Here is a 14,020-nt window from a genome sequence, read left to right on the forward strand (position 1 = left end):
ATCTCAAAACGTTTCAATCAATGCGCCCGGAATTGCCGGCCCCGGAGCCCATCTCCGGATCTTCTCCGGTCAATTCCTCGTAGCTTTCGGTAAAGTATTGGGTGAAAACACCGACAAGCCCGTCGTCATAAGCCCCGGACAGGGAAGTCCAGCGTTCCTGCAGCCGGTCCCAGTTTTTGGCCTTCTGGTTGCCGAACGTGCTCTTTGCCCCCTGCCCTTCGCGTTCTATCGCTTTCGGAGAAAGCGTCTCATCAAATCGCGCGGCTGCCTTCTGCATCGCCGCATAGGTCCACACGTGATGCTTCTGGATGTCCTTGAACGCATTGCGCATGGCCTTGTCGATCGGCAGATAGCCGTTGGCTTCCGCGCTTTGCGAAAGCATCGTCTGCAAAGCCATTTGCGGGGTCGGCGAGAATTTCAGCGCGTTGTTGCCGCTCCGGCTGATCAATGTCCGGTTGGCATTGCGCGTCATCGCCTTCACCTGGCTGCGCGCCTGCAAGAGGCCCATCAGATCACCTGTGATACCTTGGAGGATCGTACCGAGCTCACGAGCAAATTCCTCCTGATCGCGATCAGCCAGAACATTCTCCGGGATGCCTGCTCCCGCCGCAAACGCCTTGATGAAATCGATGCTGGTCGCCGGTGACTGAGCTGCGACGTCGGGCTGGGTGGCGGGCGGTGGTGGTGTTTCCTGCGCGAAGCCGGAAGACGCTGCGGAAGGCGGGGCTTCTGCCGGAGACGCCGGTCCGGGCTGGCTGGCGGCCTGAACCGGCTCCGCAGGTGTGGGCTGCACCGGGGCTGGTTGCGATGGGGCCGGTTGCGCTGGTGGTGACGCATCGGGAAACGGCGATTTTTCCTCCTGCACCGGTGGCCCGGCCTCCGCCCAGGGCGCTTCGGCGCCAGGTGCCGCCTCCCCTGACGGTCCAAGATCAGGCATGCCAAACAGCGGTTGCTCCTGTCCAGGCTCGCCCGATGATTGTGAAAATGGCGATGCCGGCCCCTGGTCCTGCGGTGCGTAGGCAGGCGCGGCCGGTTCTTCCCGGCGTTCCAGATCGGGCTGGACCGCCAGGTGGTCCATCGGATCGGCCTGAGACGGCCTGCCGGCTTCGCGGTCGGGATATTGCGCATTCGGGTCATAGAGAGACGGATCGGCGCTTCCCCAGCCGTGCCCTTGCTGGCTCCAGACGTCGTCCGCCGGAGTTCCGACACCCGGGGCCGACGAGGGCGGCGCATGACGTCCTTCCATGCCCGACGACGGGGTCGCCCACGGACCGCCCGGTTCGTGATGCGGATAAGGTGATTGTTGCTGTGACGGCGGGGCGGCAGGCCACGAAGGTTCGGGTGTGGCCGGGGCCACCGGCTGCGGCGTTTGCCATGGCGCGCTGCCGGAAGAAGACATCGCCCCCGAGGACAACCCGCCCATTCCACTCCCGACACTCTCTCCCGCCTCCAGTGCGACCGAGATGACATAGTCGCCGATCATCAGCCGGTCGCCGGACCGCAGCACATGGGCCTGGTCCATGCGGTTGGGGCTGCCATTCAAGAAGGTGCCGTTGGTGGAGATGTCATAGAGGACAAACTGCCCGCCTTCAAAACGCACTTCGCAATGCTTGCCGGACACGACCCGGTGCGGATCGGGCAGGCTCCAGTCGAGATGCTCATGCCGGCCGATATCGAAGCCGCGGTCGGCACAGCTATAAGATACCTGGCCACCGGTCTCGAGCCGATCGACATTCTCGATCTGCAGCGTAATTCGCATTCCAGCAAGTCCCCCAACAAACTTACGGCAAGGCCGGAGCCTGCCCTTTCACGGTCACAATGGGCATCGCGCCCCCTGCGGCGAAGGACAGACCAGCGGACAGGCACGACTTCAGCGCTTCCTGCCGTTTGCCTGCTTCCACATTGCCGAGCGCAATCACGACCGCGGTATTTACCGCTTTCGCGGTCAAATCGTCCGGCATTTCCACACGGTAATCCGGATTGGGCGACAGCGACCCACCCGACCAGCCGGCCGCCAGGCCGAGCCAAACGGCCGCACTGTCGGCTTTTTCCGCTTCAGCGGCAGCGCGGACCGCTGCACGGGCATCTTCGTCACCTTCACGCACCCAGGTTTCGCTGAGAGCCAGGATCCGGCGGTCCGTCTCGCTCCGGGCCCCCTGGAGGCCGACAACGCATTTCACTCCCCACCATACCGCTTCGCGCTTGGGCAGCATATGAGCGAAATAGGCAAGCGCCGTTAGCGGGGCATCGCCGTCCTGAAGCTCCAGAGCATAGTCTTCCGGCGTGACGTCAGAGGACGGTTCGCTGACCGTCTCGGACAGTTCAGGATAGGTTTCAAAAACCTGTTTGGCCTTGGTAAAGCGGATACGCGATCCCATCAGCTCCACTCCGTTGGTCCGATACCGCGTTGTCAGACACGGGTATCAATTGATCAGTACGAGGCCGCCTTTCAGCGTCAATATCGCATTGCCGGTGACACTGGTCATGGTGCCCTTGGCGGATAGTGTACCCGTTGCCGCAACATCGATAATCGTCGACTCGATCTTGATGGAAGCCGGTGTCATGGTGATCTTGCTGGCACCACATTCGAATTGGATCATCGTGCCGGCCTTCACCTTCCAGACCATGCCGATGTCTTCGGTCACGTTCTTGCCGACCTTTTCGGTGCGGTTCACGTCGATCTTGGTATCACGGTTGTTTTTGACATGCAGCGTCTCGTCGTTTTCGATAACCGTATTCATGTCCTTTTGAGCGTGTACGCCGATTTCTTCCTGGCCTTTTGTATCGTCCAGAACAAACTCGTTGTAGCCGCCGCCGCCCGTCGTGGAGTCGGACTTTATCCCAGCCTTGTTTTTCTCACCCGGCAAGCTGTAGGGCGGCATGTTTTCCGCATTATACACGGTTCCGATAACAATTGGATTGTCCGGATCTCCTTCCAGGAACTGGACGATCACTTCCTGACCGACGCGCGGGATGTAGATACCGCCCCATTTTTTGCCAGACCACACCTGAGCCACACGCACGCGCCTGGATTGGGTCTTGTCACGGTCCCAGTGGAATTCGACCATGATCTGACCGTACTCGTCCACATCGATTTCGCCTTGCCCGACCACCTTTGCAGTCTGAGGGCCCGGAATGCGGGGCTTGCGGGTCGATGCCGGCGTCCTGAAGGGAATGTCGGTCGACAGTACATCATAGGTTCCGGTATAGGCCTCCCCTGAGGCCCCGCGCTGCCGCTTCTGTACTGTTCGGTGATGAGCCGGTGGCTTGCACGGACAACAAGATATTCCTTGTTTTGCGGTCCGTGTGGGTGGTCCTTCAGGGTGAACAGCCCGCCTGCATAGATGCGGGGAACTTCACCCGACGTTTCGATGCGCTTGTCCTCGGCCTGTTCCGCCTGCAACCGGATGTCGCTGAATTTCGTGCCCTTGTCCTTCTCGACGTAGCGGCCCGGATAGTCGTAGTTTTCAAGAGAACCGGCCCTGTATTTGGAACCGGCATCCTTTTCGGCTTCGAGCGATGCACTCGGCTTCTCGAAGTCATAATCGTTATACGCGAACTTTCCCGTCCTGAATTTCCGGCTCGGTACCCAGTGAGAGAGGTGCTCCTCGTCCCGCTGGCTATCGCCGCCCAGGGGAATGAACGGTATCGTCGAATTGCCGGTGATCGGAGTATAGGAAGACTTGGCGTCGGCCAGGATCATTGTGTGCTTGCCGTCCTGGTGCTCGAAGCAATAGGAAATCCCGAACTCTTCCATCAGCCGGCAGCAGAAGTCGTAATCCGATTCCCGGTACTGAACGCAATAGTGGATCGGATCATAGCTTTCGGTCAGCTTGTTGCGAAAATCGGCGAAGTCATGCTCGCCCAGCACCTGGGAGATGATGTCCGGAGCCGATTTGTCCTTGAAAATCCGGCAATTGGAGTTCTTGGTCAGCAGCCAGAACCAGGGGCGCATGGTCAGCCTGTAAACGTAATAAGCGCCCTGGTGACCAAGCCACTTCGCATCCGTCAGGAGGCCGTCAAAATAACGGGTGTCACCATTGTTGGTGACCACCTTGACGGTCATATGAGTGGCAATCGCCTTGTCGAAATCCAGGTCTTCCTGTTGGCTCACGACCTCCAGCCGGATCTCGAAATCCTCGCTCAGTCCTTCGTCACACTCGACAGTGACAACGGAGAGCTCATCCTTCCCGAAGACCGAAGTCAGTTCGGCCATCCGGTTTGCTTGTTTGAGTTGACCTTGGGCCACGAAGTTCTCCTCGGAAATACTGCGGTTCCTGACTTTGGCAGCGCATGAACTGCCATTCATTCAGTCTCCTATGTCGTTTCCGGCAAAAAATATGTGCTCAATAACACAGTTGTTGCAATTGCTTTGAACGCCTCCCCCAAAGCCTACGGCAAATTGGGATCCGCATTACGCAGCTGACCACAAAATTCGGCGCTATCGTTTGTAGATTCTTAACCGTGCCAGCAACGTCATGCCCCACCCTATTCCCTTGCTTCTTGGTGACGATACGACATACTGGTATCAAAGCGAAGTTTAGTGACATTCGCCACATTAATTTTTTGCAGATATGGCACGATGCATTTCGAACCCGTTGCGGCAACCCATTGAACACTCCACAAGGGAGGACTGAAATCGTGACCTCACAGACCATCCTATTTGACCGGACCAAATCCCGTCATTTCGCGCCTGCCCGCCTTCTGATGGCGGCAGCACTTTCGCTTTCGCTTACCGGCATCAGCGCCGGCTATCAGGCAGCATCGGCACAGGATGCCACCTATTCGGCCGACGAAGTCAGCAAGCATTTCAAACAGCTGAAGACCCGCTCCCTGAAAACCACAGGCGCAACCCGGGCACTGTGCATCGGCACAAGGGACGAATGCAATCCCGAAGCGGCCAGTGGCAGCGACGGCCAGGTGGGCGTCAAAACCGAGAAGACCGCGGATACGCTGGTGGTCGATCCGGAAACCAAGGCAATCGATGAAGGTTTCGACCTGCTGGTCTCCTTCGAATATGCTTCCGCCCGCCTCAGCCCGACAGCCAAGGCCAACCTGCAGGAATTTGCAAAGGGCATCGACGTGCCGGACCTTGAAGGCGCCACCTTCGTCATCGAGGGACACACAGACGGCGTCGGATCGGCGACCTATAACCAGCGCCTTTCGGAAGACCGGGCCAAGGCCGTGACCGAGTATCTCGTGTCGCTCGGCGTCGGCCGGGACCGCCTGAAGACCGTCGGCTACGGCAAAACCAGACCGATGGTCGCCGACATAAACGATCCGGCTAACCGCCGCGTGGAAAGCAAGCTGGTTTTCGAATAAGCGGTTACGCAGGTATTCGCCAGCCGGTGGCAAGCCGGCTGGCCCAAGCCGGGCTGGGGGCTGGTATGAATTTTGATCCGGACATCTATGGCACGGAGGTGTCGCCCGGCGGAGGCTGCGGGCCTGATCTTTACGATACGGAACCCGCCTTCGCCGCGCTCATGGATCTCGTGCGAGGAACTGCTGCCGGAGCGTTTCAGCGAGTTTGACCGGACCGAAGTCGATTTCACCGATCTGTTCAAGCAGATGGACGGTTTCCTGAAGCAGTCGAGAGACCTGAGACTGCTCGTGCTTCTCGCCCAGCTCGGCCTTCTGAACGGCCAGCTTCATATATTTGCAAATTCTGTACGAATCATCCGCAGGCTCCTGGAGAACCACTGGAACGAGGTTCATCCGGCCGATGCCGATTTCGGCCATATGGAACGCGTCGGCGCCCTCGAATCACTCAACAACCGTCCAACCGTCATCCTGCCGCTTGAAGCTGCACCGCTGTTCAAAACGCGCAGAAGCGGCCCCATAAGCTACCGCGCAATCCAGATCGCCGCGGGCGAAGCCACGGCGCGCCCGGACGAGCACACGATTTCCCTGGGCGCCATCGAAGCTGCGCTGACATCCGGCGAGCTGGAGCCGGAACTCATCAACGAAATCCTGACGGACCTCGCCGAGCTGCCCGACGAACTGCAGGAAATTTCCCGCATTTGCAGCGAGAAGCTGAAGGAAAACGGCGCCAAGGCCGCTCCGCCGAACTATGAAGTGCTCACGACGCTCGTCAGGGATATGGGCAGAGAACTGAATATCCGTCTCGGGCGCCTCACCGACGAAGCGGAAGGAGCGGTCCCCGAAGAGGGCGGCGCAGAGGAAGGCGCCGATGCCTCTGCCAATGGAGCCGCTTCGCAATCCGACATCAAGAATTCGGCTCAGGCGAAACTTATTCTGGATGCCGTCGAAGATTATTTCGCCACCCGCGAACCGTCGCACCCGGCCCTGTTTCTCGTGCGTGAAGCGCGTGGCCTCGTCGGAAAATCTTACCTGGACGCCTTGAAGATCCTCATGCCAAGCAGATTCGACGACGTGTCGCTGATCCTTGGCACGAGCGGACTGCAACTGTCCAACAACAGGCTCGTCGATCTCAATGAAGGCACCGACCCCGAGCTTGGTGATATCGATGGCTTTGCGGTTATGGTGATTGAGAACCGGAGCGACGCCATGAAGGGAATCGCCGCAGTCAAGGGCTACTATTCCGCCAATGAGCCGACCAGCCCGATACCTCTTCTGCTGGAAGAAGCTCAGAATATGAGTTCAGGTTCCTTCACGGGGCTGCTCAACCTTTTCCTGCGCCCCGAAGATGATTGACAGGGAGACAGATTCGATCTCGACCCGTTCCCTAGCGTTTCCGCGCTTCTTTCTTGACACGGGAAGCCAACGGGTCCTCAATATTCCGATCCAAGATATTTCTTAAGAAAAATACTAAAGCGGCGATCTTGTGACTGTGATCACTTTCCAATCCGGGCAATCCAGTTAAATAGACACCAACGAGACAAAACGCAGAACGAAAACAAACGCAAACACAAGTCGCTCTGCATGATCATATTATCAAATTTGACCTTGACTTCACCAAAGTCATGATAGTGAAAGGCAAGTACAATGGCATCGAATAGCGGGCAAAGCTTCATCAAACGTAACAGACCTCCTCGTGTTCACATTTTCTACGAGGACCCGTTCGACGCGGAGCAGAAAGTCGAGCTGCCCTTCGTCATGGGCATTATGGCAGACCTTTCGGGCGACAGTCCCGGCGCCGAAAAGCCGGACATCGACGAGCGCAAGCTCCTCGATATCGACATGGACAACTTCAGCAAGCGAATGGAAGCCATCCAGCCTGGCACTTCGTTCAACGTGAAGGACAAACTGTCCGGCGAGGAAAACACCAAGATGAGTGTCCAGCTCCGTTTCAAGAGCATGGACGATTTCACACCGGGCAAGGTGGCCGAACAGGTTCCGGCCCTGAAGAAACTTCTTGATGCACGCCGCAGTCTCGCAGCTCTGCGGACAATGATGGACGGACGCGTTCAGGCCATCAGCCAGCTTGAGGAGCTGACCCGGGATCCGGCCTTGATGCAGGCCCTTGCGCAGCAAATCGAAGCCGAAAAAGCGCAGCCCGATGGCGGCGCGGACAAAGGCAGCGGTACGGAGGAGGCGTAAATGACCAACACGGATACAAGCGCTCAAACAAGTGGCGCACCAGCCGGCGAAGTGACGGGGGAACGGAGCCCTGAGGAATTCGCCTCGATCCTGAAACAGAACTTTCGCATCAAGAGCGAAAACGATACGGCCAACCAGTTGGTTGACAGTGCCATGTCCACGTTCCTGGCGGAAGCATTGTCCGACCAGGCGCTCATCAAGGACGACGTGTACGACACGATCGACGAGATGATCGCGAAGCTTGACGAAAAGCTGACGGCACAGGTGAACGAGATCATCCATGCCCCGGAGTTCCAGAAGCTGGAAAGCGCCTGGCGCGGTCTGGACTACCTGGTCCACCAGTCGGAAACCGATGCTTCGCTGAAGCTGCAGTTCCTCAACATTTCGAAGAGCGAACTTGCCGGCGTCTTCAAGAGCTATCGCGGCGCCAAGTGGGATCAGAGCCCGCTGTTCAAGCAGATCTACGAAGCTGAATTCGGCCAGCTTGGCGGCCAGCCTTACGGCTGTCTGGTCGGTGATTACGAGTTCTCCTATGACCCGCAGGACATCACCATTCTGCGCGGCATGGCGAAAATCTCGGCGGCATCACATGCGCCGTTCCTGGCAGCTGCCGATCCGCAGCTGATGCAGATGGAGAGCTGGACGGAGCTTCCGGCCAAGCGCGATCTGTCCAAGATCTTCGACACGGAGATCCATGCACAGTGGCGGACCTTGCGGGAATCCGAAGATGCACGCTATCTGGGCCTGACCCTGCCGCGCGTGCTCGCCCGCCAGCCCTATGGCGCCAAGTCGGACCCGGTCGAGGAATTCGCCTTCGAAGAGGAATTCGGCGATAACAGCCACGACAAATACGGCTGGATGAACTCCGCCTATGCCATGGCCGCAAACATCAATCGGGCCTACAAGGAATACGGCTGGACGGTGCGGATCCGCGGCGTTGAAAGCGGCGGGTTGGTCGAGAATCTGCCGACCCACGTGTTTGAGACCGATGATGGCGGCGTCGATCAGAAATGCCCTGCAGAGATTGCCATCTCCGACCGCCGGGAGCACGAAATCTCCCGTCTGGGCCTGATCCCGCTGATCCACCGCAAGAACACGGACCAGGCCGCTTTCCTTGGCGCGCAATCCGTCTTCAAGCCGAGGCAGTTCTCCGGACCGGACGGCAAGGATGCAACCGCATCCGACAACCTGTCGGCCCGCCTGCCCTACATGTTCGCGGTCACCCGGTTTGCCCATTACCTGAAAGTGATGGTGCGCAACAAGATCGGTTCGACCAAGGAAACGGCGCAGCTGCAGCGGTGGCTGAACGACTGGATCATGGACTATGTGGACGGCGATCCGGACAACTCGACCGAGGAAACCAAGGCGCGCAAGCCGCTTCGGGAAGCCAAGGTCACCATTGTCCCCGACGAGGAAAACCCCGGCTATTACCGGGCCCAGTTCTTCCTCCGTCCGCATTACCAGCTGGAAGGCATGGATATCGGCATGAGCCTTGCCTCCCGCATTCCGCAGGACGGAAACTGATTTCACGAATTGCCTGGCGGGCGGCAGTCCGCCCGCCAGGCAGGCATCCCGAACGGATGCAGCCCGGCAATTCCGGGCGGAGGTACAAACAAGACGCAGTCGCGTCCAGGGGTTTGGACCGCGAGGTCCGAGGTAGTTGTTTAGAGATAGTAGAGACCGTGCCAGGCAAGAGGTCCTGGCCGTCAGCAACCAAAAGGATCTATTGAAATGGCTGTCGATGTTTATCTGGAACTTGAGGGCATCAAGGGTGAAGCTCAGGACAAAACGCACAAGGACAAGATTGACGTCCTGTCCTGGTCCTGGGGTGCATCCCAGTCCGGCACCACCCACATGGGCGGCGGTTCCGGCTCAGGCAAGGCGCATTTTCAGGACCTGAGCATCACCAAGTTTGTCGACAAATCGACCCCGGTTCTGCTTCAGCACCTGTCTACCGGCAAACATATCGCCAAAGGGACCCTGCTGGTCCGCAAGGCCGCCGGAGACTCCCCGCTGGAATACATCAAGATCGAAATGAAGGACATTATCGTCACCAACCTTTCGACCGGCGGCAGCGGTTCCGACGACCGCATCACGGAAAGCTGCACGCTGAACTTCGGTGAGTACAAGTACATCTACACCGAACAGAAGCCGGACGGCTCCAAAGGCGCGGCTCCGGAGTTCGCCTGGGACATCGCGGCGAACGAAAAGAAATAACGCCTTTTTGCGTGAATGGCTGCCGCGTTCCAACGCGGCAGCCAATGCTTTTCCATGGACAACCTGGCGACGCGGGCAGCAAGGACCGGCCCGCCCCCGCCGGGAACCAGTGCAAATCGATCATGAGGCGGCAGTCAGCGTGGGCATAGCCAATGGCTAAATCAACTATGAAGATGCACTCCCCGCTCATGTGGGCTTTCCGGGCCGTGGACGATCCGGACTACAAGGCTGCCCGGGCTCGCCAGAACGAATTGAAGGACGGGCAGAAACTCAAGTCCGGACGCCGGCTTTCCCGTGCCTATGGCCTCTCAGAACACGCGCTTCTCGCTGAGGTTCGCCGCGACCTTCAGTCCCTTCTGAACACGGTGAACCTGAATTCGGCTCAGGATCTGTCCGATTTCCCCGAAGTGGCCACGTCCGTTCTCAATTACGGTCTGCCGGATCTTTCCGTGCATGTGGTCGATACGGCCCGGATCGACAGCCTCGCCGACGACATCCGCGAGGCGCTCGTTCGCTTCGAACCGCGAATGGATCCGCGTACACTCCAGGTGACCAGAGATGACAACACCGACAGCGACACCTTCAAGGTGCGGTTTGTGATCAAGGCCGAGATCCGCTGTGATCCGGTACGGGTCGGAAGCGAATTCATTGCCGACGTCGATCCGGCATATGGCAGGATCAAGATTATCGGGGCGACTGCATGAACCGGGAATTTCTGGACCTTTACAATCAGGAGCTGACCTACTTGCGGGAACAGGGCGCGGCATTTGCCGACGCCTATCCGGGCGTGGCCGAGCGCCTGGGCGGACTGCTGGAAGACCGGTCGGACCCTATGCTGTCCGGCCTTCTGGAAGGCGCGGCCTTTCTGGCGGCGCGCGTCCAGCTCAAGATGAAGCACGAGTTTTCCGAGTTCACGTCCAACCTGTTCGAGCAACTCTATCCGTCCGCCCTCGCGCCCATTCCCTCCATGGTGCTTGCCCGCGTCACGCCCAAATACGGCGATGCCAACCTGCGCAACGGCATCAAGATAAGCCGGCACGCGCCCATGGAGGCCGTTTTCCGCGAACGGCGGGGAGAAGTGCGCTGCAGGTTCACGCTTGCCGCCCCGATCGTCATGACGCCCCTGGAGCTCACCGGAGCGCGGTATCTGAGTTCGGCCGCGCAGATTTCCGGCCTTGGTGCTGAAATGGCCGAGGACCGGCGCGCAAGAGCCGGTCTGTCGATCACGCTCACCCATCGAATGGCCGAAGACCCGGAGAACGAAGTCTCCGCCAAGGAGGCACTCAAGAAACCGGAATACCAGGTGGCGGGCTGCCGGATCAACGAGTTGCCCATCCGGCTGATCGGCCCGATTGAACTGGCCGCGAAGGTCTATGAGCAGATCTTTGGCCACACCATCGCTCTCTACCTCCGGACCGAAGATGCATACGGCCAGTCTTCGCTGCAAAGAATGCCTGTAAGCGCCATCGAGCAGCTTGGCTTCGATGAGGAAGACGCCCTCTTGCGCAATGACCGCAGGATGTTCATGGGCTTCGACTACCTGCGGGACTATTTCAATTTCCCCCGCAGCTTTCTCGGCCTGCGCCTTACGGGTCTGCGTCGCTATCTCGACCAGGTCAAGGCAAAGTCCTTCGAGCTGATTTTCGTCTTCGATGAGGCCGAACCCCGTTTGCCCTCTCATGTGGAAGCGAAGATCTTCGCCCTGCATGCCGCTCCGGCCGTCAACCTGTTCGAACGCCAGACCGACAGGGTGCCGATCAAGAAGGGGCAACATGAATTTGCCGTCATCACCGACCGCACCCGCCCGATCGACTACGAAGTCCACTCCGTTACGGAGGTCAACGCGCATTTCTCCGGCGGGGAAAAACGGTCCGTCGAGCCGCTCTACAGCGTAGCCCCGGACACGGAAAAGGCCGGCCATGAGTGGTTCTACACGGTTCGCCGCCTGCCCCGCCGCCAGTCATCTTCCGAAGTGCGGCGCATGCAGCCCAGCCCGTATGTCGGTACGGAAACCTTCATCTCGATTTCAAGCGGCGCTCACGCGGCCGCACTGCTGCAGAGCGGCGACAAGCAGCTTGCCGAACTTTCCCTCAAAGTGATGGCATCCAACCGGGCGGTGGCGGCCGATCTTCCGGTCGGCAGCAATTCGGATCTCGTCCGATATCGGCGATTTCCGCATTCTCGAGGACATCGGCCTCAAGGTCGATTGCGTGGCCGGCCCGACTTCGCCGAGAGCGCCGCTTCTTTCCTATAACGAAAGGCTCGGCGAGGAGGGTCACACAGGGGCGATTGCCTGGCGGCTGATCAATATCCTGGCCCTCAATCACACCGGGCTGCTTCATGACGCTGCCGGCAGGGACGGCGGCTCGTTCCGGGATATCCTGAGCGTCTTTGCCCCGCTGTCCGACAATACGGCCGACCGGCAGGCGCAGGCCGTCCGCTCCGTGTCGACCCGTCCGGTGGTGCGAAGGCTTCAGCAGAAATCCGGCACAGGCGTTGCCCGTGGCCTGGAGATCACCATCACGCTCGACGACAAGGCCTTCGAGGGCGCAAGCGCCTTCCTGATGGGAGCGGTTCTGGACCGGTTCCTGGCCGAATATGCCTCGATCAATCATTTCACCCAGTGCGTGATCGCCACCACCGAACGGGGAACCATCATGAAGTGGCCGCCAAGGATCGGCGCCAAAGGGGTTATATGAGCCGCGCAGACGACAGCGACGAAACGGTTCAATCGGGCACGCCCGAACGCGGGTCCGCGCGGGACAAGACCGTCCTGCGGTTTGCCGGTTCGAAGACGGCTGTCCGGCCGGCGCAGGACGCAAGCGGCTCTGAAGGCAAAGACGAGGCATCGGGCGCCGCCGATCCGTGGCCGGAGTCTGCCCCCGACGCCTCCCCGACTTCCGACGAGACGCCCCCCGGCGAGGCGACCGAATCGCACACGATACAATCGCAGTCTCCAACCTCTGATGAGGCCTCTGACGACGCCCCCGTCGAGGACAAGGCTTCGCCTGACGAAGGAGAGCCGGCGCCACCAGTACAGTTGGAAGAGGATGACGCGCCGAGTTCAACCGAACCTGCGACAGAAGATCCGGACGGCGGGCATGTGCCGCCCGCCGAGCAGAGGATCGAGGTTCCCGTCCAGCAGCAATATGCCTCGCTCCTGGCGGCGCTGAGCGCCCGGCTCGAGACGCACCCGGGCGGTCATGACCTCCTGTCCGTGTTGCGCATGCTGGAAGGGCAGACGGCGCCCGGCGCTGTACCGTCAGGCGTTGCCGGGCCGAAAAACCCGACGAGCCGGCTCCGCCGCGCATTGGCAAGAGCCGCCGGCTGATGGAAGACATCGTGCGTTTCGGGCAGGATCCTTCAGCCGAATTTGCAGGATCGACGATAGAACGCGCCACACGCGACCGCCGCGGCGACCTGGTGCTGCTGGAACGGTTTCTCGGCCTTCTCGGGCCTCAGGGCGCCTTGCCGTCGGCTTACACGGACGAAGCCATCATGTGGGGGCTTCGCGGCGAGGACAGCTTTCCCCGCTTCCTCGATCTCTTCAACAACCGCTTCATCCAGCTTTTCTTCCGTGCCTGGGCCGATGCACGCCCCATCGTTCAGCATGACCGCCCGGATGACGACCGGTTCCTGACCTATCTTGGCTCGGCCATCGGCATTGGCTCGCCGATCTACCGCGACCTCGACCGGATCGATGACAGGCTGAAGCTGCTTTACGGCGGGTTGATGTCGCCGAAGGCAAAGAGCGCGGCCCGGTTGCAATCGCTGATCGCCGGAGTGTTCGGTGTCAAGGTGGAAATCGACCAATGCGTCGGGAACTGGCTGCATCTGGACAAGGACGACCAGCTCAGCCTCGGCACGCTCGGCCCCGGAGGCGCCGGCCAGCTCGGTCTCGACACGATCGTCGGAGCCAAGGTCTACAGCGTCAGCGACAAGATCCGCATCCGTATCTTCACCCGCTCGCTGGACGAATACCGCAAGTTTCTGCCGCCCACCCGGACGAAGCCCAATCCGTGGACCGAGAAGCTCTTTGACCTCATCGACTTCTACCTGGGTCTGGAGATCGAGTATGAAATCGAACTCGCCCTCCCCGCACGCTGTGCTTCCGCGGTCCACATGGACCGGAACAACTCCGCCACGCTCGGTCATATCGGCTGGCTGAAAACGGCGAGTATCGACGACGAAGATACCGAAGCCGGGGATGAGGACGAGGTAATGCTGACCGATACCCGCTTCCGCCCCGTGCGCCGCCACACGACCGTCTATCAATAGGTCT

General features: G+C 59.8%; 13 protein-coding genes and 1 pseudogene. 10 read left to right on the forward strand and 4 right to left on the reverse strand.

Annotation, left to right across the window (positions count from 1 at the left end; all coding sequences use genetic code 11):
- Positions 1–13: 13 nt before the first annotated feature.
- The 4 genes and pseudogenes from tagH to ON753_RS11185 form a co-directional block, all read right to left on the reverse strand.
- A complete protein-coding gene (gene tagH / locus ON753_RS11170; RefSeq protein WP_265962589.1) occupies positions 14–1,759 on the reverse strand; it encodes a type VI secretion system-associated FHA domain protein TagH in 1,746 nt (581 codons plus the stop codon).
- Positions 1,760–1,781: 22 nt separating this feature from the next.
- Positions 1,782–2,378, reverse strand: coding sequence for a DUF6931 family protein (locus ON753_RS11175; RefSeq protein ID WP_265962590.1), 597 nt, complete (start codon positions 2,376–2,378; stop codon positions 1,782–1,784).
- A 45-nt stretch (positions 2,379–2,423) separates the two neighbouring features.
- Complete coding sequence (locus ON753_RS11180) at positions 2,424–3,287, reverse strand: type VI secretion system Vgr family protein (protein WP_265967128.1); 864 nt, start codon at positions 3,285–3,287, stop codon at positions 2,424–2,426.
- Positions 3,227–4,309 (reverse strand): annotated as a pseudogene (locus tag ON753_RS11185) (type VI secretion system Vgr family protein); the annotation flags it as partial. The pseudogene ON753_RS11185 and the gene ON753_RS11180, both read right to left, overlap by 61 nt.
- 332 nt (positions 4,310–4,641) lie before the next feature.
- Here ON753_RS11185 and ON753_RS11190 point away from each other — a divergent pair.
- From ON753_RS11190 to tssG, 10 genes are all read left to right on the forward strand, one after another.
- Positions 4,642–5,322: an OmpA family protein gene (locus ON753_RS11190; protein ID WP_265962591.1), complete on the forward strand. Its 681-nt coding sequence runs from the start codon at positions 4,642–4,644 to the stop codon at positions 5,320–5,322.
- 87 nt (positions 5,323–5,409) lie between these two features.
- Positions 5,410–6,675 (forward strand): type VI secretion system protein TssA, encoded by a 1,266-nt coding sequence (locus tag ON753_RS11195; protein WP_265962593.1) that lies wholly within the window; start codon positions 5,410–5,412, stop codon positions 6,673–6,675.
- A 291-nt stretch (positions 6,676–6,966) separates the two neighbouring features.
- Complete coding sequence (gene tssB, locus ON753_RS11200; RefSeq protein ID WP_265962594.1) at positions 6,967–7,521, forward strand: type VI secretion system contractile sheath small subunit; 555 nt, start codon at positions 6,967–6,969, stop codon at positions 7,519–7,521.
- Positions 7,522–9,045 (forward strand): type VI secretion system contractile sheath large subunit, encoded by a 1,524-nt coding sequence (gene tssC / locus ON753_RS11205; RefSeq protein WP_265962595.1) that lies wholly within the window; start codon positions 7,522–7,524, stop codon positions 9,043–9,045.
- 207 nt (positions 9,046–9,252) lie between these two features.
- The gene (locus tag ON753_RS11210; protein ID WP_265962596.1) at positions 9,253–9,738 is read left to right on the forward strand and encodes an Hcp family type VI secretion system effector; all 486 of its coding nucleotides are present in this window, start codon (positions 9,253–9,255) and stop codon (positions 9,736–9,738) included.
- Between the two features lie 152 nt (positions 9,739–9,890).
- The gene (gene tssE, locus ON753_RS11215) at positions 9,891–10,442 is read left to right on the forward strand and encodes a type VI secretion system baseplate subunit TssE (RefSeq protein WP_265962597.1); all 552 of its coding nucleotides are present in this window, start codon (positions 9,891–9,893) and stop codon (positions 10,440–10,442) included.
- The gene (gene tssF / locus ON753_RS11220) at positions 10,439–11,992 is read left to right on the forward strand and encodes a type VI secretion system baseplate subunit TssF (protein WP_265962598.1); all 1,554 of its coding nucleotides are present in this window, start codon (positions 10,439–10,441) and stop codon (positions 11,990–11,992) included. Before tssE ends, tssF begins: the two co-directional genes overlap by 4 nt.
- The gene (locus ON753_RS11225; RefSeq protein ID WP_265962599.1) at positions 11,949–12,437 is read left to right on the forward strand and encodes a type VI secretion system baseplate subunit TssF; all 489 of its coding nucleotides are present in this window, start codon (positions 11,949–11,951) and stop codon (positions 12,435–12,437) included. Before tssF ends, ON753_RS11225 begins: the two co-directional genes overlap by 44 nt.
- Positions 12,434–13,069, forward strand: coding sequence for a hypothetical protein (locus tag ON753_RS11230; RefSeq protein WP_265962600.1), 636 nt, complete (start codon positions 12,434–12,436; stop codon positions 13,067–13,069). The genes ON753_RS11225 and ON753_RS11230 overlap by 4 nt, the downstream gene beginning before the upstream one ends.
- Positions 13,048–14,016 (forward strand): type VI secretion system baseplate subunit TssG, encoded by a 969-nt coding sequence (tssG, locus tag ON753_RS11235; RefSeq protein WP_265967129.1) that lies wholly within the window; start codon positions 13,048–13,050, stop codon positions 14,014–14,016. Before ON753_RS11230 ends, tssG begins: the two co-directional genes overlap by 22 nt.
- The last annotated feature ends 4 nt before the right edge of the window (positions 14,017–14,020 follow it).

The organism is Roseibium salinum, from assembly GCF_026240905.1.
GTDB classification, from domain to species: domain Bacteria; phylum Pseudomonadota; class Alphaproteobacteria; order Rhizobiales; family Stappiaceae; genus Roseibium; species Roseibium salinum.

What these genes read in the sequence shown, in the direction of transcription:
- tagH (WP_265962589.1), bottom strand. Translation starts at nt 1,759, where the DNA reads ATGCGAATTACGCTGCAGATCGAGAATGTCGATCGGCTCGAGACCGGT.
- tssE (WP_265962597.1), top strand. Translation starts at nt 9,891, where the DNA reads ATGGCTAAATCAACTATGAAGATGCACTCCCCGCTCATGTGGGCTTTC.
- tssF (WP_265962598.1), top strand. Translation starts at nt 10,439, where the DNA reads ATGAACCGGGAATTTCTGGACCTTTACAATCAGGAGCTGACCTACTTG.
- ON753_RS11195 (WP_265962593.1), top strand. Translation starts at nt 5,410, where the DNA reads ATGGCACGGAGGTGTCGCCCGGCGGAGGCTGCGGGCCTGATCTTTACG.
- ON753_RS11230 (WP_265962600.1), top strand. Translation starts at nt 12,434, where the DNA reads ATGAGCCGCGCAGACGACAGCGACGAAACGGTTCAATCGGGCACGCCC.
- ON753_RS11175 (WP_265962590.1), bottom strand. Translation starts at nt 2,378, where the DNA reads ATGGGATCGCGTATCCGCTTTACCAAGGCCAAACAGGTTTTTGAAACC.
- ON753_RS11210 (WP_265962596.1), top strand. Translation starts at nt 9,253, where the DNA reads ATGGCTGTCGATGTTTATCTGGAACTTGAGGGCATCAAGGGTGAAGCT.
- tssB (WP_265962594.1), top strand. Translation starts at nt 6,967, where the DNA reads ATGGCATCGAATAGCGGGCAAAGCTTCATCAAACGTAACAGACCTCCT.
- tssC (WP_265962595.1), top strand. Translation starts at nt 7,522, where the DNA reads ATGACCAACACGGATACAAGCGCTCAAACAAGTGGCGCACCAGCCGGC.